This is a genomic window from Bacillus sp. BC08 (assembly GCF_054326875.1).
In genome coordinates this window covers 47,311-70,557 of record NZ_JBTGPA010000028.1, presented here as the reverse complement: position 1 = coordinate 70,557, position 23,247 = coordinate 47,311, and the positions used below count along the sequence as shown (strand labels likewise).

The window sequence follows — 23,247 nt, the reverse complement described above, 5'->3', positions numbered from 1 at the left end:
CCCCTTATCCTTTTCTTTGTCTTGCGTCGGCCGAACGGCGTAGCGCTTGACCAATAAAATTTATACACAGCATCAATGTTAAAATCATGACTGATGCGGGTAACCAAATCCACCATTTTTCTTGTAATACATCTGGATTTCTAGCATAACTAACAAGTGTCCCAAGGCTTGGTGTACTTTCTGGTAGACCAAATCCTAAGAAAGTTAGACCAGATTCAATACCGATGTTTCCAGCAAGGTTTAATGTAATGCTAACAATGATAATGGAACTTAAGTTAGGTAGCACTTGGAAAAGAATGATTTTCCAGTTTGGCGTACCTAAAGTTTTTGATGCAGAGACATAATCGAGTTCTTTTTCAGTTAATACTTTTGAGCGAATTAATCTTGCTTTTCCTGTCCATAAGAACACGCTCATAATTAAAATGAAAGTGAAAATATTGAATGTAGGAACAAGTGTAATAAAAACAATTACAAGCATTAAAAATGGTAAAACCATAACGAAGTCGATAATGCGCATAATGATATTATCAATTGCTCCTCCAAAATAACCGGCAATTAATCCAATTGAAAGGCCAATGAAACAAGAAAGAATAGTAATTGCTAATCCGATTGTAAAGGAGTTACGTGTACCAATAATAAGTTGGCCGAAAATATCGCGTCCTCCATAATCTGTTCCTAACCAATGTTCAGCAGAGGGAGGAGCATAAATAGCGAATAAATCAACTCGTACAATATCTTCTTGTTTCATAATAAAAGATGTTGCGTAGACTGCTAGTAATAAGATTGCTAGGAAAACAAGTGAAAACATTGCTAATTTATCTTTACGAAGTTCTCGCCACATAATAGAGAAACCAGAAGGACTTTTTTCGTAATGAACAACTTCATTTTGTTTTTCAGGGTTTGCTAACATAACGTCTGCTCCTTTCTTTAATCAATACGAATACGTGGATCGACGATGCTTAGAATAATATCTGAAAGGAGAGTTCCAAGTAACGTTGCAAATCCAGTAAACATAACGAGTGCAGTTATTACACTAAAATCGCGTTGAGAGATAGATTGTATAAATAGTTGTCCAATTCCTGGATAGCTAAAAATACTTTCTAAGAAGATGGCACCGCCAACCAATCCTGTAATTTCATAACCTAAGAAGGCTGCAATTGGTAAGAATGAATTTCGTAAAATATGCCTAGAATAGATTTTTGATTCTGGAACACCTTTTGCTCTTACTGTACGAACAAAATCTTTATGTTTCGTATCGATAATTTCGCTTCGTAAATATTGAACTGTACCAACTGTTGCAATTAATGCGCCGGATAAAGCTGGTAATAGAAGGTGATTCAATTTGCTTAAATAGTAAGCAAATGTACCTGTTGCAACTTGAGGATCTACGCTACCACCGGTTGGGAATATTGCAAACTTAAATCCGAATAGGAAGAGCATAATTAATGCAAATATAAATAGTGGTGTAGCAAATCCTAGATAGTTATAAATGGTAATGAGTCGATCAGCCCAGGTGTCATTCCAACGCCCACTTATAACTCCCAGTGGTATGGCAATTAAATAAGTAAGAATAAGAATAACAAGTGCTAAAGATACTGTATTTCCAAGTCGTTCTCCAATTAAATCAGTTACTTTCATTTTATGTGCATAGGAAATACCAAAGTCACCTTGGGCTGCATTTTTAATCCAGCGAACATATTGTGTTGCAACTGGGTCATTTAATCCAAGTTTTTCACGTTGTTCTTCAATTACTTTTGGATCCGCTTTTGGATTCATCGCTCTGCCGGTTAAGGCATCGCCTGGCATTGCCTTAGCTAGTAGAAAGACAAGTACACTTAACACGAATAATTGCGGGATCATTACTAAAAATCTCCGTAATATAAACTTCCACATGTTTTATCACTCCCTTATGGTAATGCCACCCGGTGCGTTGGCGAGATTGGCTTTAAATCATAAGCCCGACCGTTTTCATTGAAATAACTTCCGTATGATTTCTCGTATTCAGAGCTTACTTGTTGACGGAGCTTACGCTGTCTCTCTCTGTTTTCAGGACGAATATCAGGAATGGCTGATATTAGGCGCTTCGTATAAATATGTTGCGGATTACTGTATATTTCTGCACTAGTTGCTTCTTCTACGATGCGTCCGCGATACATAACACCGATACGGTCACACATGTGACGAATTACACCTAAATCATGACTAATGAATAAGTAAGTTAGTCCGAGATCAGCTTGTAAATCTTGCAAGAAGTTTAATACTTGTGCCTGTACAGAGACGTCAAGCGCAGATACAGGTTCATCAGCAATAATAAGCTTCGGTTTTAATGTAAGAGCGCGTGCAATACCAATCCGCTGCCTTTGCCCACCGGAAAATTCATGTGGATATTTATAAATTGACTCTGGATTTAGACCAACTTTATCAAGATATTCTTGAACTGCTCTACGTTCTTCATCAGGTGAGAGCTTCTCAAAATTTCGAAGAGGCTCAGCAATAATGTCGAGAACACGTTTCTTCGGATTTAATGATGAATACGGATCTTGGAAAATCATTTGAATATCTTTTCTTTGTTCACGTAACTCAGAGCGACTTAACTTTGTTAAATCTCTATTATTAAAATGAATGCTACCCTCTGTTGCTTTCGTTAAATGCATAATTGCTTTACCCGTTGTTGATTTACCACTTCCTGATTCACCAACGATCCCGTATGTTTCACCTGGTTGTAATTCAAAACTTACACCATCGACAGCACGCACGTAATCTAATGTGCGGCCGAAGAAACCACCTTTAATTGGGAAATGTACTTTTAAATCTTCTACTTTAAGCAGTGCCATGAGTTACGTCATCTCCTTTCTTATCTTGGAAGTTGAAATGCTTGTAGCAAGTACAACGCACCCAATGGTCTGGTTTTACTTCATGTAAAATTGGATTTTCCTCGTGCTGATCAGGTCTAATCCATGGAATTCGAGCTTGGAAGCGACAACCAGTGCGAGGAAGCTTCGCTAACGAAGGAACCACCCCTTGAATTACATGCAATTTTTCTTTTTCACCGTACGCAGATGGAATGGAGTTTAATAGAGAACGAGTATATGGGTGAAGAGGGTTATTAAAAATCTCTTCAACTTTTCCTGTTTCTACAACTTGTCCGGCGTACATAACGACGATACGATCGGCTGTTTCTGCGACAACACTTAAATCATGAGTAATTAAAATGATGCCCATTTTCGTTTGTTCTTGAATAGATTTTAGTAAGTCTAAAATTTGTGCTTGGATGGTTACGTCAAGAGCCGTTGTTGGCTCATCAGCAATAATGAGTGCCGGGTTACAAGCAATTGCAATTGCGATAACAATTCTTTGTCTCATTCCGCCAGATAATTCGTGTGGGTATTGTTTATATGTAAGTTCTGGTTTTGGAATACCAACTTGATGGAGTAGTTCTAAGGTGCGTTCTTTCTTTTCAACTTTTGAAAGGCTTGTGTGGTAGTCTAAGTTTTCTTCGATTTGTTTTCCAACTGTCATGAGAGGATCAAGTGCTGTAAGAGGTTCTTGGAAAATCATACCGATGTTTGATCCGCGTACTTTATTCATCTCTGCGGCTGACATAGTTAGTAGATCCTTATCTCTATAGTTAAGCTGCCCTTGTAATTTTGTATTTGCTTCATTATGCAGTCGCATAATAGAAAGGGCAAGTGCACTTTTTCCGCAACCTGATTCACCAACGATCGCGACAATTTCATTTTCATGGACAGTTAACGAAACATCATCAACTGCGGCATGATAGTGATCTTGTATGCGAAAGGAAGTCTGTAAGTTTTCAATGCGAAGAAGTGGATTCTTCATGGCTATCCCTCCATCTTTTCAGAAAAGACTAAATATTTTGTATGTTGTTGTTATTTTAATATAAATTGACAATGTTTGACAAGCATAAGTTAAGAAAATATTCAAAAATCTTTTTATACAAAAATTGAATGCAGTTGTAGTGGTATTTGAAGTTGTTTGAAAACGCTAACATATATGTGAGAGGGAAATAAATCTTTTGTAGGAAAAAAGTATTATATGTAGAAAAAAGAGAGGTGTTCTGGAAAGAACAGTCTCTCTTTTTTTGCTAAGAATAATATTAGTACTTAAGCTTGCTTTGGTTTTGCAGACCCTGTCTTTAAAGTAAGAGCAAGGAAGAACATTGCAAGTACACAAGATGCAAGTAATAAGATGAATCCGCCATCCCATCCGAATGCATCTACGATAAAGCCCATAGCGGCACTAGCAAAAGAAGCTCCGCCTAAGTAACCGAAGAAGCCAGTTAATCCTGCTGCAGTTCCAGCAGCTTTCTTTGGCGCTAGGTCAAGGGCATGTAGACCAATTAACATAACAGGTCCGTAAATTAAAAATCCAATCGCGACAAGTGCGATACTATCAACCATTGGATTCCCAGGAGGGTTTAGCCAATACACAAGAACGGCGATAAATACACCAACCATAAATAAAATACCAGCAGGTGCGCGGCGTCCTTTAAATAGTTTATCACTCATCCAGCCACAAAGAAGTGTACCTGGAATACCAGCCCATTCATATAGAGCGTAAGCTGTACGTGAGCTACTATGAGTAAAGCTTTTTTCTTCTACTAAATAAGTAGGAGCCCAGTCTACAACACCGTAGCGAACGAAATAAACGAAAACGTTCGCGATAGCGATATACCATAAAAATTTATTGTTTAGTACGTATTTAAATAAAATTTCTTTTACCGAAAGTTCACGTTCGCGGTCTTGTACTTTTTCATCTGGTGGATATTCTCCAGTATGTTCTTCAATAGAAGGTAATCCGCAAGATTGAGGTGTATCTTTCATCGTAATTAACACATAAATACCAACTAAAATTGAAAGAATACCTGGGAAGTAAAAAATACTATGCCAGTCATTTGCAAAGAAATATAGGCCTAATGTTACAAGAGAAGGCATAAGTGCGCCGCCGACATTATGAGCGACGTTCCAAATAGACATTTTTGTACCGCGTTCACTAATAGAGAACCAGTGAACCATTGTACGACCACAAGGAGGCCATCCCATACCTTGTACCCATCCATTTAAAAACTGAAGTACAAACATAAGTATAATGCTCGTTGTAATGAAAGAAAATGAGCCGAAAATAATATTAATGATACCTGATAAAAATAGCCCAGCTGCTAAAAAGTAGCGAGGATTACAACGATCGGATACGATACCCATAAGAAATTTACTTAATCCGTAAGCGATAGAAACTGCTGAAAGGATAACCCCAAGTTCCCCTTTACTAAATCCTTGTTCGATCAAGTATGGCATTGCAAGTGAAAAGTTTTTTCGAACAAAGTAATAACCCGCATAACCGATGAAGATACCTAAGAATACTTGTAAACGTAATTTACGGTATTCGCTATCAACGCGATCAGCTGGTAAGCGTTCCGCGTGGGGCGCAGGTTTAAAGAATTGTGTAAAAAACATAAAATGAAAATCCTCCCCTAATTAATTCGAAGCGTTGTAAGGCAGAGAGAATATAAAAAGGCCATGAAATATAAAAAAGTTTCCTTTTTTATGATTCATAGCCGTGTACTCCGATTCTCCGTGACTGTCAATATTAACTTCGTCGAAAATTATACAACTTTGTGACAGAAATGTAAACGTTTTTAAAAATAAAAAGTGTTGACGGATTTTGTTCGTGGGATTAATATTTAAATACGTTAAATATTTTATTGCTTAAATAAGAGGTGGATAACATGCCAAATGATATGACGCATATCGATAAAATTCAAGCTCTTGCTTTTTCGATTGGAAAGAAAATGCAGACGGAGTTATTAGAACAAATGCAAGCAACAGGACTTACACCACCGCAGTTTTATATTTTAAAGATTTTAGATCATTATGGTGCTTCAAGAGCGACAAAATTAGCAAAAAAGATGTATGTAAAGCCTAGTGCAATTACAGTGATGATTGATCGCTTAATTGACCAAGAGCTTGTAGAGCGCTATCACGACAAAGATGACCGTCGTGTTGTCGTCATTGAGCTGACAAAAAAGGGGAAAGCTAGAGTAGAAGAGGCAATGATCGCTCGTAATGAGCACATTGCAAAATATTTCTCACATTTAGAATTACAAGAAAGAGAAGATTTGTTACGCCTCTTTGAGAAGTTAGAAACAATTATTTGCGGGACACAAGAGAAAAAAGAGAATAACTAAGAGGAATTGAGGAGATTACATGGAGCAACAAGAAAACATAAATAGAAAGTTGCTGTTAATTGGTTTAATAATCGCGATGCTATTTGCTGCATTAGATGGAACAATCGTTGGTACAGCAATGCCGCGTATCGTCGGTGAACTAGGCGGATTAAGCTTAATGACATGGTTAACAACAGCTTATATGTTAACATCAACAACAGTCGTACCAATTGCAGGTAAATTAGCGGATTTACTTGGCCGTCGTAACGTATATATAACAGGGTTAGTTATCTTTATGGTTGGTTCAGCGTTATGTGGTATGGCAAATGGTATGACAGAATTAATCATTTTCCGTGGTATTCAAGGTCTTGGTGGCGGTATTATGATGCCAATGGCTATGATTATTATCGGAGATATGTTCACGGGAAAAGAACGTGCGAAATGGCAAGGTATTTTTGGTGCGTTATACGGTCTTGCTTCTGTAATTGGACCACAAGTTGGTGGTTGGATTGTAGACGCAGTGAACTGGAGATGGGTATTCTACATTAACTTACCAGTTGGTATTTTAGCAACAATCTTTATTGCAATGGGATTAAAGTCACATAAACAAACAGGACCGATCAAAATTGATATTGCTGGAATCTTTACGATGATTCTCGGTGTTGTAAGTTTATTACTTGCATTAACGTTTGGCGGGAAAGATTATCCATGGGATTCTTGGCAAATTATCGGGTTATTTGCATTAGCTCTAATTGGTATTGTTAGCTTTATTATCGTTGAAACGAAAGCAGAAGAACCGATTTTACCGATGCATTTCTTTAAAAATCGTACATTTACATTACTGAATGCGATTGGATTCTTTATGAGTATCGGAATGTTCGGTGCGATTATGTTCGTACCATTCTTCATGCAAGGAATTGTAGGAGTAAGTGCTGCTGAATCAGGAACAATCATGACGCCAATGATGATTACTATGATTGTGATGAGTATTATCGGCGGGCAACTTGTATTAAAAGTTGGTGTAAAACCACAAATTATTACAGGAATGCTTATTATGGCTGGTGGTTTCTGGTTATTAACAACGATGGATATGCACACAACTAAATTAACTGCAACTTCGTATATGATGGTTATCGGCTTAGGAATGGGTCTTGTAATGCCAACATTAACATTAGCGTTACAAGAAAGTTTCCCGAAAAAAGACCTTGGTGTTGTAACATCATCAAGTCAGTTCTTCCGTCAAATCGGTGGAACATTTGGTATTACAATTTTAGGATCAATTATGAATAACACTTCAGGTACAACATTAACAAAGAATTTAGTACCTGTATTAGATACATTCCCGAAAGAAGCGGGACAAATGGTAACGAAATTTAAAGATATGATTCATACAGACCCACAAGGTTTATATTCGATGCTATTTAGTCCAGAGGCATTAAAACAAATGCCAGAAGCATTTGCTAATAGCATTGTACCAATCTTGAAAAACTCTTTAGTAGACTCACTTCATACTGTATTCTTAACAGGATTAGTATTTATCGTGGTAGGTGCCATCTTTACGATTTTCTTACAGAAGATTAAACTATCAGATCGTAAAAAAGGTGCTGAAGAGCCAGCTGCAGAGGAAAAAGAACAGACTGTATCATATTCGTAATGAAAAAGCATCGCCTTATGGCGGTGCTTTTTTGAGTATAACCTTAAAAGCTTTTTCGTGAGAAATGATTGACGTATTTCTAGAAATGCGTTATATTATTTTCTGTAAACGGTTACATGAAATGGAGAGGGAAGAGAATGAGTACGATTAAAGACGTTGCGAAATTAGCGGGAGTATCTGTTGCGACCGTTTCCAGAGTGTTAAATAAAAATGGATATGTTCATGAAGATACATTAAAGAAAGTAGAGCGAGCAATTGAGATGCTAGATTATAAACCTAGTATAGTAGCGCGTTCACTGTATAATAAAAAATCTCGTTTAATTGGCTTAGTTGTTCCCAATATCGTGAATCCATTCTTTCCGGAAGTTGCACGTGCCGTAGAAGATGTAGCACATAAGCAAGGATACACAGTTGTCCTTTGTAACTCTGATGAGAGTTTAGAGAAAGAAAAGCAATATATTGATGTACTTAGGCAAAATAATGTGGATGGATTTATTGTAGCAACAAATCCACAAAATAGTGTTAATTACATGAAGTTGTCTGTTCCAGTTGTTGCAATTGACCGTATGTTTAATGAGCGTATTCCTACTGTATATGCAGATAACTATGCAGGGAGTCAGGCAGCGACAAAGTTATTAATAGATAAAGGCTGTAAACATATTGCACATATTCGCGGACCGCGTGACGTAAGCACCGCTAATGAACGTTTTGAAGGTTTTGTAGACGTTATTACGCAAAATAATCTTTCTTATATGATCGCAGAGAGTACATTTGATCCAGCTAATAGTGAGTGTGTAGCGGTGGAATTATTAGAAGAATACCCACATATTGATGGCATTGTTGCTGGAAATGATTTAATTGCAATAGGTATTGTAAAGGCTGCACTTCAAAAGGGGATTTCTATTCCGGATGATTTACAAATTATCGGATTTGATGGGATTTCTTTAACAGAGATGATGTATCCATCTATTACAACTGTTGCACAGCCAATTTATGAAATGGGGAAAATTGCAACAGAGCTATTGTTAGAGCAGATGGAAGGAAACGTATTAGAAGAGAAACACTATCGTTTACCGATTGAAATTATAGAACGAAATACAACGAAGTAAGGAGATGAAATAGATGCCAAATATTGCAGTAGTAGGTAGCATTTCAATGGATTTAGTGGCCGTTTCACAAAAACGTCCGAAAGCAGGGGAAACAGTAATTGGTGAAGCATTTCATACAATTCCAGGAGGGAAAGGAGCCAACCAAGCAGTTGCTGCAGCTAGATTAGGCGCAAATGTAGCGATGGTTGGCGCGGTAGGAAACGATAATTATGGAACTGTAGTTAGGGGGAATTTGGAGAATGAACGTGTTTTTATCGACTATGTGGTACCGGTTACAGATACAGCAACAGGAATTGCTCATATCGTTTTAGCCGAAGAGGATAACAGTATTGTTGTCGTGCAAGGAGCGAATGCTCTTGTAAATGAGTCGGTTGTAGATCGTTCAAAAGATCTTCTTATAAAAGCAGATATGGTTGTTCTTCAACTAGAGATTCCACTTGAAACAGTAAAATATGTATTGGCTATTTGTGAGGAACACAAAATCCCGGTTATGCTAAATCCAGCGCCAGCACAAGTGTTATCAGAAGATATTTTAGAAAAGGCAACTTATATTACACCAAATGAACATGAGTGCCGCATCGTATTAGATGATTTCACATCACCAATTGAAGATTTACTGGCTAAATATCCAAATAAACTATTGATGACAGAAGGTTCTAAAGGTGTTCGTTTCTATAATGGTACGGAGATTGTACATGTTCCTAGCATCGCTGTTGATGTAGTAGATACAACCGGAGCTGGTGATACATTCAATGGTGCATTAGCAGTTGCGCTTTCTGAAGGAGAAGCACTTCAAAAAGCAATTCGTTTTGCGAATATTGCTGGTGGCCTTTCTGTAACGAAACTTGGGGCGCAAGGCGGTATGCCAACGAGAGATAAAGTACGTGAAGTGCAGGTGATTGTCGGATGAAAAAGCACGGTGTATTAAACAGTGAGATTGCATCAGTCCTTGCTTCACTTGGGCATACAGATACAATTGTGATTGCAGACTGCGGGTTACCGATTCCTGACGGAGTAAAACGAATTGATTTAGCTGTTGAGATTGGAAAACCTAGCTTTTTAGACGTATTGCAAGTGGTAGTTGATGATATGGCAATTGAAAAAGTGACGTTAGCAGAAGAAGTCATTAATAATAATGCAGAAGTAAATAAAGAGATCGAGCTGAAACTAATAGAGCCAGCATTTGAATATGTATCTCATGAACAATTTAAAGAGCATACGAAGAAAGCGAAGGCGATTATTCGTACAGGAGAGGCTACTCCTTATGCCAATGTAATTTTACATGCAGGCGTGATTTTTTAATAAAGGGAAGTGATGGGAATGCGTATTGAAATGAAAAATATTTCAAAGGCGTTCAATGGTAATGCTGTTTTAAAGAATGCACAGTTTATGATTGAAACAGGGGAAGTTCATGCATTGATGGGGGAAAATGGAGCGGGTAAATCAACGCTCATGAAGATTTTAACAGGTGTATATAAAAGAGATGGTGGAACAATCACGATTGATGGACAAGAACGAACTTTTAAAAATGCGAAAGAAGCAGAAGAGTACGGTATTGCATTTATACATCAAGAATTGAACATATTATCGAATTTAACAGTAGCTGAGAATATGTTTCTCGGTAAAGAGTTAATGTATGGGAAGACGGGTATTTTGCGTACGCGTCAAATGAACGCGATTGCGCAGCAGCAACTAGCGGAGTTAGGGTTACATGTAAAAGGCGCTATGTTGGCAGGAGCGTTATCAGTTGGACAACAGCAAATTATCGAAATTGCGAAAGCGTTAATGACAAACGCGAGCGTTATTATTATGGATGAACCTACAGCTGCATTAACAGATCGTGAAATTGAAACGTTGTTTACTGTCATTAATAAATTACGTAAAGAAGGCGTTTCGTTCGTTTATATCTCACACCGAATGGAAGAAATTTTTTCAATATGTGATACCATTACGATTTTACGTGATGGGGAATACGTAGGAAAGAGACTCATTCCGGAAACATCATTTGATGAAGTAGTGAGTATGATGGTGGGGCGCAGCATCGGTGAACGTTACCCAGAGCGAAATAGTCAAATTGGCGATGTCATTTTTGAGATGCGTAACGGAACGAAAAAAGGGAAGTTTGAAAATGTTTCGTTTCAAGTGAGAAAAGGTGAAATCCTTGGTGTTGCTGGCTTGATGGGAGCTGGCCGTACAGATATTATGAAAGCGATATTTGGATACGAACCTTTAGATTCTGGCCAAATTTTCATAAATGGACAAGAAGTAAAGATTGATAGTCCAATAGATGCGATTAGACAAAGAATAGCCTTTATTACAGAGGATAGAAAATCTGAAGGGTTAGTGTTAGATTTCTCAATTCGAGAAAATTTAGCTTTACCGAATTTAGAGAGTCTTTCAAAGGGAAGTGTCTTAAGTAACGAACTAGAACAACAGTTTACAGCGGATATGATGAAGCTACTTAATGTGAAAGCATCTAGTGGAGAGCAAGCAGTGAAATCTCTTTCTGGTGGAAATCAGCAAAAGGTTGTTATTGCAAAATGGCTAGGTATCCACCCGCAGTTACTCATTTTAGATGAGCCAACAAGGGGTGTAGATGTTGGAGCGAAAAAAGAAATTTACTCTATTATGAATAAGCTTACTGAGCAAGGCGATGCCGTTATTATGGTATCATCTGAGCTTCCAGAAGTTTTAGGAATGAGTGATCGCGTTCTTGTCATTCATGAAGGAAAAGTCGGAGGCATTTTAGAGAAAGATGCGGCATCACAAGAGTCTATTATGGCACTAGCTACAGGGGGAGAGTAAGAATGGCTAAGAAGGGGAATGTATTACAACAACTTGGTTCTTTAATCGGTTTAGTATTAATTATCGTCGTAATTACAGCTTTAAATCCAGCATTTATTGAAATTCCAAATTTATTTAATATACTGCGTCAAGTATCGATTAATGCGCTTATTGCATTCGGAATGACCTTTGTAATTTTAACAGGGGGTATTGACTTATCGGTAGGTTCTATTTTAGCATTATCAAGTGCACTTGTTGCTGGAATGATGGCAAGTGGTATGGACCCGTTTCTTGCAATGGCAGTTGGATTATTGGCTGGTCTTGTAATGGGGATTGTAAACGGTATCATTATTGCGAAGGGAAAAGTAGCTCCATTTATTGCGACGTTAGCAACAATGACTATTTTTCGTGGGTTGACGCTTGTTTATATGGACGGACGTCCGATCACTGGTCTTGGTGATCATTTAATGTTCCAAATGTTTGGACGCGGTTATTTTCTCGGTATTCCGGTACCAGCTGTTACAATGATGATCGCTTTCGCAGTACTATACTTCATTTTGAAGAAAACGACATTTGGTCGCCGTACATTTGCAATTGGTGGAAATGAAGAAGCAGCAGCACTATCAGGTATTAATGTTACGAGAATTAAAGTAATGATTTATGGTCTTTCCGGAATTTTGGCAGCGCTTGCAGGTATTGTCTTAACATCACGACTAGATTCTGCACAGCCAACTGCAGGTACTTCTTACGAATTAGATGCAATTGCAGCAGTTGTATTAGGTGGAACAAGTCTTTCTGGAGGAAGAGGCTGGATCGTTGGTACATTCATCGGTGTACTTATTATCGGTGTACTAAATAACGGTTTAAATTTATTAGGTGTATCTTCTTTCTTCCAACAAGTTGTAAAAGGGCTTGTAATCTTACTAGCTGTATTAATTGATCGTCGAAAAGAAGCGTAATGGAGGGACAGTTCATGAAGAAATGGTTACTTATACTCGTTGCATGTATTATGGTCATTACTGCTGGTTGTTCAATGGAACCACCAGAATGGGCAAAGGATTCTAGCGATAAAGGTCGAAATAAAACTATTAAAGTTGGATTCTCTGTTTCAACTTTAAACAATCCATTTTTTGTGACTTTGAAAAAAGGGGCAGAAAAGAAAGCGAAAGAAAGCGGCATTGAATTGATTGCTGTTGATGCACAAAATGATGCAGCAAAGCAAACAAATGATGTTGAAGATTTAATTCAAAAAGGTGTCGATGTAGTTGTTATTAATCCAACCGATTCAGATGCTGTTGCTTCAGCAGTAAGTGCGGCAAATGCAGCAAATATCCCTGTTATTACTGTAGACCGCGTTGCAAATTCAGGTAAAGTTGTTTCTCACATTGCCTCTAATAATATTGAAGGTGGTCAAATGGCTAGTGATTACATTCGTGAATTAGTTGGCGAGGGAGCAAATGTTGCTGAATTAGAAGGAATCCCTGGCTCTTCTGCTGCTCGTGAGCGCGGGAAAGGATTCCATAACGTAGCGGATAAGTCTTTAAAAGTAGTTGCAAAACAAGCAGCTGATTTTGATAGAGCAAAAGGATTATCTGTTATGGAAAACATTTTGCAAGCAAATGGTGATATTAAAGCCGTGTTTGCGCATAACGATGAAATGGCATTAGGGGCACTTGAAGCATTGAAGTCTTCTGGAAAAACAGATGTAGTCGTTGTTGGTTTTGATGCAACAGAAGATGCTGTAAAGGCGGTTAAAGATGGGCGTATGGCTGCAACAGTTGCTCAAAAACCGGAATTAATCGGGGAGAAGGCGATGCAAACAGCAAAAGAGATCACGCAAGGTAAAAAAGTGGACAAATCTATTCCGATTGAATTAGAGCTTATTAAGAAAAATAAATAAATATAAAATGAAAACCAGGAAGGAAGAATAACAAATGAAATTCTTTATTGATACAGCAAACATTAATGAAATTAAAGAGGCAAATGCATTAGGCGTAGTAGCTGGAGTAACGACAAATCCATCACTTGTAGCAAAAGAAGGCGTAGATTTCCATGAGCGTATTCGTGAAATTTGCAGCTTTATAGAAGGACCTGTAAGCGCAGAAGTAATTAGCTTAGAAGCTGATAAAATGATTGAAGAAGGGAAAGAATTAGCGAAGATTGCTCCAAACGTTGTTGTAAAAGTACCAATGACAACGGAAGGTTTAAAAGCAGTAAAAGCATTCTCTGATTTAGGAATTCGTACAAACGTTACATTAGTATTCTCAGCAGTGCAAGCATTGCTTGCAGCTCGCGCTGGTGCAACATACGTTTCACCATTCTTAGGTCGCTTAGATGATATCGGTCATAATGGTATGGACTTAATTCGCCAAATCGCAGAAATCTTTGCGATTCACGGCATTGAAACAGAAATCATTGCAGCATCTGTACGTCACAGTGTTCACGTAACTGACGCAGCATTAAATGGCGCACATATTGCAACAATCCCAGCAAACGTAATTGCTTCATTAGTGAAGCATCCATTAACAGATCAAGGAATTGAGAAATTCTTGGCTGATTGGGAAAAAACACAAGAGAAATAATAGAAAATCGAGAATCCTAGTTTAATTGACTAGGGTTCTTTTTTTATTTAAAAGAATTTTCATGCAATTTTGCATATTGTCTTTTAAATTTGTTATATAAGCTATTTAATATATATCAAATCACTTTTTATTTTTCATATTTCGACATAAAAAGGTAGAAGTTCTGACCAGAAAACTGGAGGGGCATGATTCTATAACAGAAAGCTTAACGTTTATAGAATTATGCCTTTTTATATAGGGAGGGCAGAAAGTAGGGATTTCGATTTAAATGCACTTATTTATCTGAATTTTAAGTTTTATAAAAGGAGAGAAATAGAATGAGAAGAAAAGCGCCATGTAAAGTGTTATCATCATTAGCAATTGCGGCAATTATCGGATGCACATCTGTAATGAGTACGCCGCTAGCATACGCAGAAACGCCAGCAAAAGAGAAAGAAAATGTATCTACAACACCAATTGATTACAATTTAATTCAAGAAGATCGTTTAGCGGAAGCACTGAAGGAAAGAGGAACAATAAATCCAGCCTCTTCTAAAGAAGAAACGAAAAAGGCTGTAGAAAAGTACATTGAAAAGAAACAAGGCGATCAGGCAAATAAAGAAATTCTTCCAGCAGATACTGCTAAAGAGGCATCTGATTATGTGAAAAAAGTAAAAGAAAAGAAAATGGAGGAAAAGGAGAAAGTAAAGAAACCTGAAAAAAATGTGAATCCTGAGCAAAAACCTGAACCAAATAAAAAGCAATTGAATGGACAAGTCCCAACGTCTAAAGCAAAGCAAGCGCCTTATAAGGGATCTGTTCGAACTGATAAAGTATTAGTATTACTTGTTGAATTTAGTGATTATAAACATAATAATATTGATCAAACGCCAGGGTATATGTATTCGAATGACTTTAGTAGAGAGCATTATCAAAAAATGTTATTTGGTAATGAACCGTACACATTATTTGATGGTTCAAAAGTAAAAACGTTTAAACAGTATTATGAAGAGCAGTCTGGCGGAAGTTATACGACAGATGGATATGTAACGGAATGGCTAACTGTTCCAGGAAAAGCGTCTGACTACGGTGCTGATGGTAGCAGTGGTCACGATAATAAGGGACCAAAAGGCGCACGTGATTTAGTGAAAGAAGCTTTACATGCAGCTGCTGAGAAAGGGTTAGATTTATCTCAATTTGATCAATTCGATAGATATGATACAAATGGTGATGGAAATCAAAATGAACCTGATGGTGTAATTGATCATTTAATGGTAATCCATGCTGGTGTTGGTCAAGAAGCTGGTGGCGGTAAATTAGGGGATGATGCAATTTGGTCACATCGTTCAAAATTAGCAATAGATCCAGTAGCGATTGAAGGTACAAAATCAAAGGTAGATTACTTTGGTGGAAAAGTAGCAGCGCATGATTACACAATTGAACCAGAAGATGGAGCAGTAGGTGTATTTGCGCATGAATTTGGACATGATCTTGGCTTACCGGATGAATATGACACGAAATATACTGGATTGGGTTCACCTGTCGAAGCGTGGTCATTAATGAGTGGGGGTAGTTGGACAGGGAAAATTGCAGGAACAGAGCCAACTAGTTTCTCACCACAAAATAAAGACTTCCTACAAAAGAATATGGGTGGCAACTGGGCAAAAATTTTAGAAGTAGATTACGATAAAATTAAGCGTGGTGTAGGAGTTCCTACATATATCGATCAAAGTGTTACGAAATCCAATCGTCCAGGCGTTGTACGTGTTAACTTACCAGGTAAGAGTGTTGAAACGATTAAACCTGAGTTGGGAAAACATGCATATTATAGTACAAGAGGTGATGATATGCATACAACATTAGAAACACCATTCTTTGATTTAACAAAAGGAACAAATGCGAAATTCGATTATAAAGCAAATTATGAGTTAGAAGCAGAGTGCGATTTTGTCGAAGTGCATGCAGTAACAGAAGATGGAACGAAAACATTAATTGATAGACTTGGAGAAAAAATAGTCCAAGAAGATAAAGATACAACAGGTGGAAAATGGATTGATAAATCATATGATTTAAGTCAATTTAAAGGAAAAAAAGTGAAACTGAAATTCGATTATATTACAGATCCAGCTGTAACATATAAAGGTTTTGCGATGGATAATGTAAATGTAACTGTTGATGGACAAGTTGTATTTTCTGATGATGCAGAAGGACAATCTAAAATGAATGTAAATGGTTTTGTTGTTTCTGATGGGACAGAAAAGAAAGCTCATTATTACTACTTAGAGTGGAGAAACTATGCGGGATCAGATAATGGATTAAAAGCAGGAAAAGGTCCAGTGTATAATACAGGACTTGTCGTTTGGTATGCAGATGATAGCTTCAAAGATAACTGGGTTGGGGTGCATCCAGGTGAAGGATTCCTTGGTGTGGTAGATTCTCATCCAGAAGCATTTGTTGGCAATTTAAACGGAAGACCAACTTACGGTAATACAGGTATGCAAATTGCAGATGCTGCATTTTCATTTGATCAAACACCAGCATGGAGTGCAAATTCATTAACACGTGGACAGTTTAACTATTCTGGATTACAAGGTGTTACAACTTTTGATGATTCAAAAGTATATAGTAACAAACAAATTGCTGATGCAGGAAGAAAAATTCCAAATCTTGGACTTAAATTCCAAGTTGTTGGACAGGCAGAGGATAAATCGGCAGGCGCTGTTTGGATTAAACGTTAATAACATAGAAGCACATTCTTCATATGAAGAATGTGCTTTGTAATTTGTACAGTAAGTTATTATTTTAGTTCATGTAATACAAGTGTCTGTTCATATGTAGTGTATCAAATTATGTTGGAGAAGGAAATATTTCCGAGGAAATTGTCGAAGTATCGTCGGTATTTATACACTTTCTTTGTAAAAGAAGAAGTGTAGTATTGCCTTTACAGTTTAATTTATTTACATTGTTATTTGGTTAGACACAAAAGTAATATATCCATAAAAAAGAGCGCTATTGGATAGTGCTCTTTTTTATGAATAGAAAGGAGTGAGCTAAATGAAAGAAATAATTGAATGTCCACAGTGTGAAGGAGATATTACTGCGCAACATATTATTGATCTCCCGCATCCTTTTTCATTCAGGTGTCCACACTGTAAGGTGAGGCTAAAAGAAATGAGGATCACACCATGCTTAATATTAGCGGCAATTTGTATCATTCCACTGTTTATTATAATTGGAGAGAGTATTAAGGAATTACTAGTAAAATATTTTTCTATTATAGACGATATACCAACTGTACTTATTTTCTTCTTATTTTGTTACCCATTGTATTATCTCTATGAAAAATATAATGCCATATTGTTTATTAAATACGGATTATTGAAAGTTAAAAGTTAAATAGGAGATTATCACTATGTTGTGGAAAGTTTATTTAGTAATTGTAGCGATATTGGCTATTACTTCTTTAGGAAGAGGTATGTTTCAAACGCCAATTCAAAAGTTTGATTTTGTAGTGACTATCATTACATGGATTGGGCTATTTGGTTTTGTTTTTGATGTAGAGATAGTAACCCCACTCGTTTGGAAGTGCATCTTCGTGTTTAGCGTTATTTGGACTTTTACTGCAGTTTTTGTTTTACGTTTATATGAAGAGAAGGATGAACCGCTACCTTTTATATTTAAATTAATTGGTATTATCCCAACTCTGCCATTATATTATGGACTATATCAATATGCATTTAAAAAAAGACAATGATGGAATTAACCCATCATTGTCTTTTTTACTTTGCTTTTTGTTTTACTTTTTATTTTGCTTCTTACATAAATCATTCCAGCGAATGTTAATAAGAATGCAGTTCCGATAACGAAGCTGACGCTAGGGGGTGCCCCGATTGCTCCAACTGTAAAGGATCCAGCAACAACTCCTAATGAGAAGAAAGCATAAAACAATCCGAATGCTTTTCCGCGCTTATCATCTGTCGTATTTTCAACAAGTAACGCATTTATTGATGGGAAAAGGATAGCGAATCCAATGCCATAAATCATCATAACGATAAAGAGCATACCTTTTGTTGTGAATAATCCAAGTAAAGATAACGCGAATGCCATTACTGTAATACCAATTAGCATGAGTTTTGAACGATTAAATCGATCATAAATACGATTTGTTGGCAGCAAGAAGAAGAGGATAGCAGTAATTCCGAATACACTTAACATCATACCTGTTGTAGATGCTTTAAGTGCTAATGCCTCAACTTTCACTGGTAGCATATACGTGACAATTCCTTGTGAAAACATTAGCGTGAAAGCACCAATATATGCTTGTAATAAAGGTTCTGATTTCAATAGTTCAATCATATCTTCTTTGTTCATCATTTGTGTTCTTGAAGTATCTTTTCTTGATACGTTATTTGGTAAGAAGAATAGAGATACGATTGTACCAAGGACCATTAAAATAGAAATGGTAATGAACACCCACTCTATACCAGCAGTTGCTTTCATAATTCCACTGAACGCAGGTCCTACGATTGCCGCTGTTCCAACAGCAGCACCAGATAGAGCCATTGCCTTACCTTGTCTTGCTGCATTTGTTTGTTTTGATAAAAACGTAAAGGCAGCAGGAATTAAAAATCCGTCACTAAAGCCGTGCATAAAGCGAACAACTAATAGTTGTTCACCACTTTGAACAACGGTGTATAACAAGACTATGAAACTCGTAAGTCCCATGCTTATATAAAGTATTTTTTTTGCACCAAATTTATCGACAGCAGCGCCAGCAATAATATTACCGATCATATTAGCGAATGAGTACATACCGACAACTAGTCCAATAATAAGAGGAGATCCTCCCAGACTTTGAGCGAACGTACTCATAATAGGTAATTGTGAAAATGTATCTAGAAACGCTACGATAACAATAAAGTAAATAAAATATTTCAAGCGATATTCACCTCTCCTATGCTATTATGGCATAATGCTAATTTCAACCGCAATGAAATTAGCATTAACAGATGTGGGAAAAAGTACAAAGTGACAAAATATTGAACGTTATTTGTTAAAATTTAGTGGGAATGAGATTGTTTTTTTGAAATATATGGATGAAAGTATTATAATAGATCTGTAAACTTCACCAGGTTAAGTATATACGTAGAGAGGGATGTATAAAATGAAAGCACTACTTTGGCATAATCAACGTGATGTACGAGTAGAAGAAGTACCAGAACCAACTGTAAGACCAGGAGCAGTTAAGATTAAAGTTAAATGGTGTGGTATCTGCGGAACAGACTTGCATGAATATTTAGCAGGACCTATTTTTATTCCAACAGAAGAGCACCCATTAACACACGTAAAAGCACCGGTTATTTTAGGTCATGAGTTTAGTGGTGAGGTAGTTGAAATCGGTGAAGGCGTTACTTCTCATAAGGTGGGAGATCGCGTCGTTGTAGAACCTATTTATTCTTGTGGTAAATGTGAAGCTTGTAAACATGGACATTACAATGTTTGTGAACAACTTGTTTTCCACGGTCTAGGTGGAAAAGGCGGCGGTTTCTCTGAATATACAGTAGTACCAGAAGATATGGTTCACCATATTCCTGATGAAATGACGTATGAACAAGGTGCACTTGTAGAACCAGCAGCAGTAGCCGTTCATGCAGTACGTCAAAGTAAATTAAAAGAAGGGGAAGCTGTAGCAGTATTTGGTTGTGGTCCAATTGGACTTCTTGTCATTCAAGCAGCTAAAGCAGCAGGAGCAACTCCTGTTATTGCAGTAGAGCTTTCTAAAGAACGTCAAGAGTTAGCAAAATTAGCAGGTGCGGATTACGTATTAAATCCAGCTACTCAAGATGTACTAGCAGAAATTCGTAACTTAACAAATGGTTTAGGTGTAAATGTGAGCTTTGAAGTAACAGGTGTTGAAGTAGTACTTCGTCAAGCGATTGAAAGTACAAGCTTTGAAGGACAAACTGTAATTGTTAGTGTGTGGGAAAAAGATGCGACAATTACGCCAAACAACCTTGTATTAAAAGAAAAAGAAGTTATCGGTATTCTTGGATACCGTCATATCTTCCCAGCTGTTATTAAATTAATTAGCTCTGGCCAAATTCAAGCAGAGAAATTAATTACGAAAAAAATCACAGTAGATCAAGTTGTTGAAGAAGGATTTGAAGCACTTGTAAAAGATAAAACACAAGTGAAAATTCTTGTTTCACCTAAATAATAGAGAATAGTAAAAAGTAGCCCTTTTCTAGAAATAGAAGAGGGCTACTTTTTTTCTATACAGAAAGGTGATAGACTTTCCTATAACTACAGGTATTTTATTTGGAAGGGGAAGTCGAATGTTTTCATTTATGTTGACATTGAAACGGATGCTAAAAGCTTGTTTACGAGCGTGGAAAGATAAAGAATTTCAAGTATTATTCGTATTAACATTTCTAACATTAACATCTGGTACAATTTTTTATAGTACAGTTGAAGGATTACGTCCTCTTGACGCTTTATATTTTAGTGTGGTCACGTTGACGACTGTCGGTGATGGGAACTTTAGTCCACAAACGGATTTCGGAAAGGTATTTACAATCTTATACATATTTATTGGGATTGGACTAGTATTTGGATTTATTCATAAGTTGGCAGTTAATGTACAATTGCCAAGTATATTATCAAGTAGAAAAAAAGAGTAGAGCATGTGGATGCTTTACTCTTTTTTTACATTAGTTTAGACAATCATTTGTAGTAGCTTAACAATACTTTATTACAATATAAGTGCATTCAATCATTATATTCACTATGTATAAAGTTATAATGATATGAACATTTGCATATTTTGATTTAATGATAGAAATTTCATGAAAGGTGGGATATTCTAGTCATAGGTTAACCGGACGACATCATAGGATTCTAACAAAAAAGTTTACAATAATTCAATTATAAAATGGAGGATTTCAGATGAAAAAGAAAGTACTTGCTTTAGCAGCAGCTATTACATTAGTAGCTCCGTTACAAAGTGTTGCATTTGCACATGAAAATGATGGGGGAAGTAAAATAAAAATAGTTCACCGCTGGTCTGCTGAAGATAAACATAAAGAAGGCGTAAACTCTCATTTATGGATTGTAAACCGTGCGATTGATATTATGTCTCGCAATACAACACTTGTAAAACAAGATCGAGTTGCACAATTGAATGAATGGCGTACGGAGCTAGAGAACGGTATTTATGCTGCTGACTATGAAAATCCTTATTATGATAATAGCACATTTGCTTCACATTTCTATGATCCAGACAATGGAAAAACATATATTCCATTTGCAAAGCAGGCAAAAGAAACTGGAGCTAAATATTTTAAATTAGCTGGTGAATCATATGAAAATAAAGATATGAAACAAGCATTCTTCTACTTAGGATTATCTCTTCATTATTTAGGAGATGTAAACCAACCGATGCATGCGGCAAACTTTACAAATCTTTCATATCCACAAGGATTCCATTCTAAATATGAAAACTTTGTAGATACGATAAAAGATAATTATAAAGTAACGGATGGAAATGGGTATTGGAACTGGAAAGGTACAAATCCAGAAGAGTGGATTCATGGAGCGGCAGTAGCGGCGAAACAAGATTACTCTGGAATTGTAAATGATAATACGAAAGATTGGTTCGTAAAAGCAGCTGTATCACAAGAATATGCAGATAAATGGCGCGCTGAAGTTACACCAATGACAGGTAAGCGACTAATGGATGCACAACGTGTTACTGCTGGATACATTCAGCTTTGGTTTGATACGTACGGAGATCGTTAAGTATTTAAAAAAGGTCAAATCTCACAATAGAGTATTTGGCCTTTTTATTACTAATATATGGAGGTATGAATCGTGAGAAGGAAATTGCTAAAAAGTATACTGAGCGTTGGAATCGGTCTAGCGGCTTTATATAGTGGATCCTCAGCTCAAGCGGAAGTGTCTACAAATAAAAATAATACATTAAAAGTGATGACACATAATGTGTACATGTTATCAACAAACTTATATCCGAACTGGGGACAAAGTGAGCGTGCTGATTTAATTGGGGTGGCAGATTATATAAAGAATCAAGACGTTATTATATTAAATGAAGTGTTTGATAATAGTGCTTCAAATCGCTTATTAGGAAATTTGAAGAAAGAATATCCAAATCAAACAGCGGTATTAGGTCGTAGTAACGGAAATGAATGGGATAAAACGTTAGGTAGCTATTCATCTTCAACTCCTGAAGATGGAGGCGTTGCAATCGTGAGTAAATGGCCGATTGTTGAGAAGATTCAATATGTATTTGCAAACGGATGCGGGCCAGATAATTTATCAAATAAAGGATTTGTATACACGAAAATCAAGAAAAATGATCGTTTCGTTCATGTAATTGGGACGCATTTGCAGGCTGAAGATAGTATGTGCGGAAAAACTTCACCTGCATCTGTACGTACAAATCAGCTAAAAGAAATTCAAGAATTTATTAAAAATAAAAATATACCAAATGACGAGTATGTCCTATTTGGTGGTGATATGAACGTGAATAAAATGAATGCAGAGGACAATAGTGACTCAGAGTACGCATCCATGTTCAAAACATTGCACGCTTCTATTCCATCTTATACAGGACATACAGCAACTTGGGATGCGACGACAAACAGTATTGCGAAATACAATTATCCAGATGCACCTGCTGAACATTTAGATTATATTATTGCAAGTAAAGATCATGCGAATCCAACATTTATAGAGAATAAAGTATTACAACCGAAATCTCCACAGTGGACTGTTACATCATGGCTCAAAAAATATACGTATGATGATTATTCTGATCATTATCCAGTAGAGGCAACTATCTCTATGAAATAGTTCTACAAAAGTTTCTTCTTAAATAGGAAGAAACTTTTTTATTTTGTAGAGGAAATTCCAACTTTCTTTCCAATATGTATAAGA

General features: G+C 36.7%; 22 protein-coding genes. 16 read left to right on the top strand and 6 right to left on the bottom strand.

From position 1 onward, the window contains the following. Positions 1 to 4: 4 nt before the first annotated feature. The 5 genes from ACXVYO_RS09020 to glpT form a co-directional block, all read right to left on the bottom strand. Positions 5 to 910 (bottom strand): ABC transporter permease, encoded by a 906-nt coding sequence (locus tag ACXVYO_RS09020; protein ID WP_458466759.1) that lies wholly within the window; start codon positions 908 to 910, stop codon positions 5 to 7. A gap of 17 nt (positions 911 to 927) precedes the next feature. Then, positions 928 to 1,893, bottom strand: coding sequence for an oligopeptide ABC transporter permease (opp4B, locus tag ACXVYO_RS09015; RefSeq protein WP_262751079.1), 966 nt, complete (start codon positions 1,891 to 1,893; stop codon positions 928 to 930). A 14-nt stretch (positions 1,894 to 1,907) separates the two neighbouring features. Next, complete coding sequence (locus ACXVYO_RS09010; RefSeq protein ID WP_458466758.1) at positions 1,908 to 2,834, bottom strand: ABC transporter ATP-binding protein; 927 nt, start codon at positions 2,832 to 2,834, stop codon at positions 1,908 to 1,910. Beyond that, positions 2,821 to 3,840 carry an ABC transporter ATP-binding protein gene (locus tag ACXVYO_RS09005; RefSeq protein WP_000795364.1) on the bottom strand — a complete coding sequence of 340 codons (1,020 nt, stop codon included), beginning with the start codon at positions 3,838 to 3,840 and terminating at the stop codon, positions 2,821 to 2,823. The genes ACXVYO_RS09010 and ACXVYO_RS09005 overlap by 14 nt, the downstream gene beginning before the upstream one ends. A 284-nt stretch (positions 3,841 to 4,124) precedes the next feature. Next, a complete protein-coding gene (glpT, locus tag ACXVYO_RS09000; RefSeq protein ID WP_458466757.1) occupies positions 4,125 to 5,474 on the bottom strand; it encodes a glycerol-3-phosphate transporter in 1,350 nt (449 codons plus the stop codon). Between the two features lie 272 nt (positions 5,475 to 5,746). On the opposite strand from glpT, the gene ACXVYO_RS08995 reads away from it, so the two are divergent. From ACXVYO_RS08995 to ACXVYO_RS08940, 12 genes are all read left to right on the top strand, one after another. After that, a complete protein-coding gene (locus ACXVYO_RS08995; RefSeq protein WP_061676345.1) occupies positions 5,747 to 6,205 on the top strand; it encodes a MarR family winged helix-turn-helix transcriptional regulator in 459 nt (152 codons plus the stop codon). A 19-nt stretch (positions 6,206 to 6,224) separates the two neighbouring features. Next, complete coding sequence (locus ACXVYO_RS08990; protein ID WP_071721019.1) at positions 6,225 to 7,838, top strand: MDR family MFS transporter; 1,614 nt, start codon at positions 6,225 to 6,227, stop codon at positions 7,836 to 7,838. Positions 7,839 to 7,975: 137 nt separating this feature from the next. Continuing rightward, entirely contained in the window at positions 7,976 to 8,947 is a 972-nt protein-coding gene (gene rbsR, locus ACXVYO_RS08985; RefSeq protein WP_458466756.1) for a ribose operon transcriptional repressor RbsR, read from the top strand. Between the two features lie 13 nt (positions 8,948 to 8,960). Beyond that, positions 8,961 to 9,857, top strand: a complete 897-nt coding sequence (gene rbsK, locus ACXVYO_RS08980; protein ID WP_458466755.1) for a ribokinase — start codon at positions 8,961 to 8,963, stop codon at positions 9,855 to 9,857. Further along, positions 9,854 to 10,249: a D-ribose pyranase gene (rbsD, locus tag ACXVYO_RS08975; protein ID WP_458466754.1), complete on the top strand. Its 396-nt coding sequence runs from the start codon at positions 9,854 to 9,856 to the stop codon at positions 10,247 to 10,249. Before rbsK ends, rbsD begins: the two co-directional genes overlap by 4 nt. Positions 10,250 to 10,267: 18 nt before the next feature. Beyond that, on the top strand, positions 10,268 to 11,752 hold the full coding sequence (rbsA, locus tag ACXVYO_RS08970) for a ribose ABC transporter ATP-binding protein RbsA (RefSeq protein WP_458466753.1): 1,485 nt from the start codon (positions 10,268 to 10,270) through the stop codon (positions 11,750 to 11,752). A 2-nt stretch (positions 11,753 to 11,754) separates the two neighbouring features. Continuing rightward, complete coding sequence (locus ACXVYO_RS08965) at positions 11,755 to 12,690, top strand: ABC transporter permease subunit (RefSeq protein WP_001074641.1); 936 nt, start codon at positions 11,755 to 11,757, stop codon at positions 12,688 to 12,690. Between the two features lie 14 nt (positions 12,691 to 12,704). Next, on the top strand, positions 12,705 to 13,631 hold the full coding sequence (gene rbsB / locus ACXVYO_RS08960; RefSeq protein WP_458466752.1) for a ribose ABC transporter substrate-binding protein RbsB: 927 nt from the start codon (positions 12,705 to 12,707) through the stop codon (positions 13,629 to 13,631). A 34-nt stretch (positions 13,632 to 13,665) separates the two neighbouring features. Beyond that, positions 13,666 to 14,313, top strand: a complete 648-nt coding sequence (fsa, locus tag ACXVYO_RS08955; RefSeq protein ID WP_000667666.1) for a fructose-6-phosphate aldolase — start codon at positions 13,666 to 13,668, stop codon at positions 14,311 to 14,313. A 317-nt stretch (positions 14,314 to 14,630) separates the two neighbouring features. Further along, the gene (gene inhA2 / locus ACXVYO_RS08950) at positions 14,631 to 17,030 is read left to right on the top strand and encodes a M6 family metalloprotease immune inhibitor InhA2 (protein ID WP_458466751.1); all 2,400 of its coding nucleotides are present in this window, start codon (positions 14,631 to 14,633) and stop codon (positions 17,028 to 17,030) included. A gap of 316 nt (positions 17,031 to 17,346) precedes the next feature. Further along, complete coding sequence (locus ACXVYO_RS08945; RefSeq protein WP_458466750.1) at positions 17,347 to 17,688, top strand: hypothetical protein; 342 nt, start codon at positions 17,347 to 17,349, stop codon at positions 17,686 to 17,688. Positions 17,689 to 17,704: 16 nt separating this feature from the next. Then, on the top strand, positions 17,705 to 18,046 hold the full coding sequence (locus tag ACXVYO_RS08940) for a hypothetical protein (RefSeq protein WP_458466749.1): 342 nt from the start codon (positions 17,705 to 17,707) through the stop codon (positions 18,044 to 18,046). 5 nt (positions 18,047 to 18,051) lie between these two features. Here the strand turns inward: ACXVYO_RS08940 and ACXVYO_RS08935 are convergent, their stop codons facing one another. Further along, a complete protein-coding gene (locus ACXVYO_RS08935) occupies positions 18,052 to 19,230 on the bottom strand; it encodes an MFS transporter (RefSeq protein ID WP_458466748.1) in 1,179 nt (392 codons plus the stop codon). A gap of 226 nt (positions 19,231 to 19,456) precedes the next feature. On the opposite strand from ACXVYO_RS08935, the gene bdhA reads away from it, so the two are divergent. The 4 genes from bdhA (at position 19,457) to sph (ending at position 23,163) form a co-directional block, all read left to right on the top strand. Continuing rightward, complete coding sequence (gene bdhA / locus ACXVYO_RS08930; protein WP_458466747.1) at positions 19,457 to 20,509, top strand: (R,R)-butanediol dehydrogenase; 1,053 nt, start codon at positions 19,457 to 19,459, stop codon at positions 20,507 to 20,509. Between the two features lie 118 nt (positions 20,510 to 20,627). Next, on the top strand, positions 20,628 to 20,972 hold the full coding sequence (locus ACXVYO_RS08925) for a potassium channel family protein (RefSeq protein ID WP_458466746.1): 345 nt from the start codon (positions 20,628 to 20,630) through the stop codon (positions 20,970 to 20,972). 265 nt (positions 20,973 to 21,237) lie between these two features. Continuing rightward, the gene (gene cerA / locus ACXVYO_RS08920) at positions 21,238 to 22,089 is read left to right on the top strand and encodes a phospholipase CerA (protein ID WP_458466745.1); all 852 of its coding nucleotides are present in this window, start codon (positions 21,238 to 21,240) and stop codon (positions 22,087 to 22,089) included. 72 nt (positions 22,090 to 22,161) lie between these two features. Beyond that, complete coding sequence (gene sph / locus ACXVYO_RS08915; RefSeq protein WP_458466744.1) at positions 22,162 to 23,163, top strand: sphingomyelinase C; 1,002 nt, start codon at positions 22,162 to 22,164, stop codon at positions 23,161 to 23,163. Positions 23,164 to 23,247 lie beyond the last annotated feature (84 nt).

Coding starts and splice junctions, on each gene's coding strand:
- bdhA (WP_458466747.1), top strand. CDS start 19,457: ATGAAAGCACTACTTTGGCATAATCAACGTGATGTACGAGTAGAAGAA.
- rbsA (WP_458466753.1), top strand. CDS start 10,268: ATGCGTATTGAAATGAAAAATATTTCAAAGGCGTTCAATGGTAATGCT.
- glpT (WP_458466757.1), bottom strand. CDS start 5,474: ATGTTTTTTACACAATTCTTTAAACCTGCGCCCCACGCGGAACGCTTA.
- inhA2 (WP_458466751.1), top strand. CDS start 14,631: ATGAGAAGAAAAGCGCCATGTAAAGTGTTATCATCATTAGCAATTGCG.
- rbsB (WP_458466752.1), top strand. CDS start 12,705: ATGAAGAAATGGTTACTTATACTCGTTGCATGTATTATGGTCATTACT.
- ACXVYO_RS09005 (WP_000795364.1), bottom strand. CDS start 3,840: ATGAAGAATCCACTTCTTCGCATTGAAAACTTACAGACTTCCTTTCGC.
- rbsD (WP_458466754.1), top strand. CDS start 9,854: ATGAAAAAGCACGGTGTATTAAACAGTGAGATTGCATCAGTCCTTGCT.
- opp4B (WP_262751079.1), bottom strand. CDS start 1,893: ATGTGGAAGTTTATATTACGGAGATTTTTAGTAATGATCCCGCAATTA.
- ACXVYO_RS08940 (WP_458466749.1), top strand. CDS start 17,705: ATGTTGTGGAAAGTTTATTTAGTAATTGTAGCGATATTGGCTATTACT.
- ACXVYO_RS08990 (WP_071721019.1), top strand. CDS start 6,225: ATGGAGCAACAAGAAAACATAAATAGAAAGTTGCTGTTAATTGGTTTA.
- rbsK (WP_458466755.1), top strand. CDS start 8,961: ATGCCAAATATTGCAGTAGTAGGTAGCATTTCAATGGATTTAGTGGCC.
- ACXVYO_RS08925 (WP_458466746.1), top strand. CDS start 20,628: ATGTTTTCATTTATGTTGACATTGAAACGGATGCTAAAAGCTTGTTTA.
- ACXVYO_RS09010 (WP_458466758.1), bottom strand. CDS start 2,834: ATGGCACTGCTTAAAGTAGAAGATTTAAAAGTACATTTCCCAATTAAA.
- fsa (WP_000667666.1), top strand. CDS start 13,666: ATGAAATTCTTTATTGATACAGCAAACATTAATGAAATTAAAGAGGCA.
- ACXVYO_RS08945 (WP_458466750.1), top strand. CDS start 17,347: ATGAAAGAAATAATTGAATGTCCACAGTGTGAAGGAGATATTACTGCG.
- cerA (WP_458466745.1), top strand. CDS start 21,238: ATGAAAAAGAAAGTACTTGCTTTAGCAGCAGCTATTACATTAGTAGCT.
- rbsR (WP_458466756.1), top strand. CDS start 7,976: ATGAGTACGATTAAAGACGTTGCGAAATTAGCGGGAGTATCTGTTGCG.
- ACXVYO_RS08995 (WP_061676345.1), top strand. CDS start 5,747: ATGCCAAATGATATGACGCATATCGATAAAATTCAAGCTCTTGCTTTT.
- ACXVYO_RS09020 (WP_458466759.1), bottom strand. CDS start 910: ATGTTAGCAAACCCTGAAAAACAAAATGAAGTTGTTCATTACGAAAAA.
- ACXVYO_RS08965 (WP_001074641.1), top strand. CDS start 11,755: ATGGCTAAGAAGGGGAATGTATTACAACAACTTGGTTCTTTAATCGGT.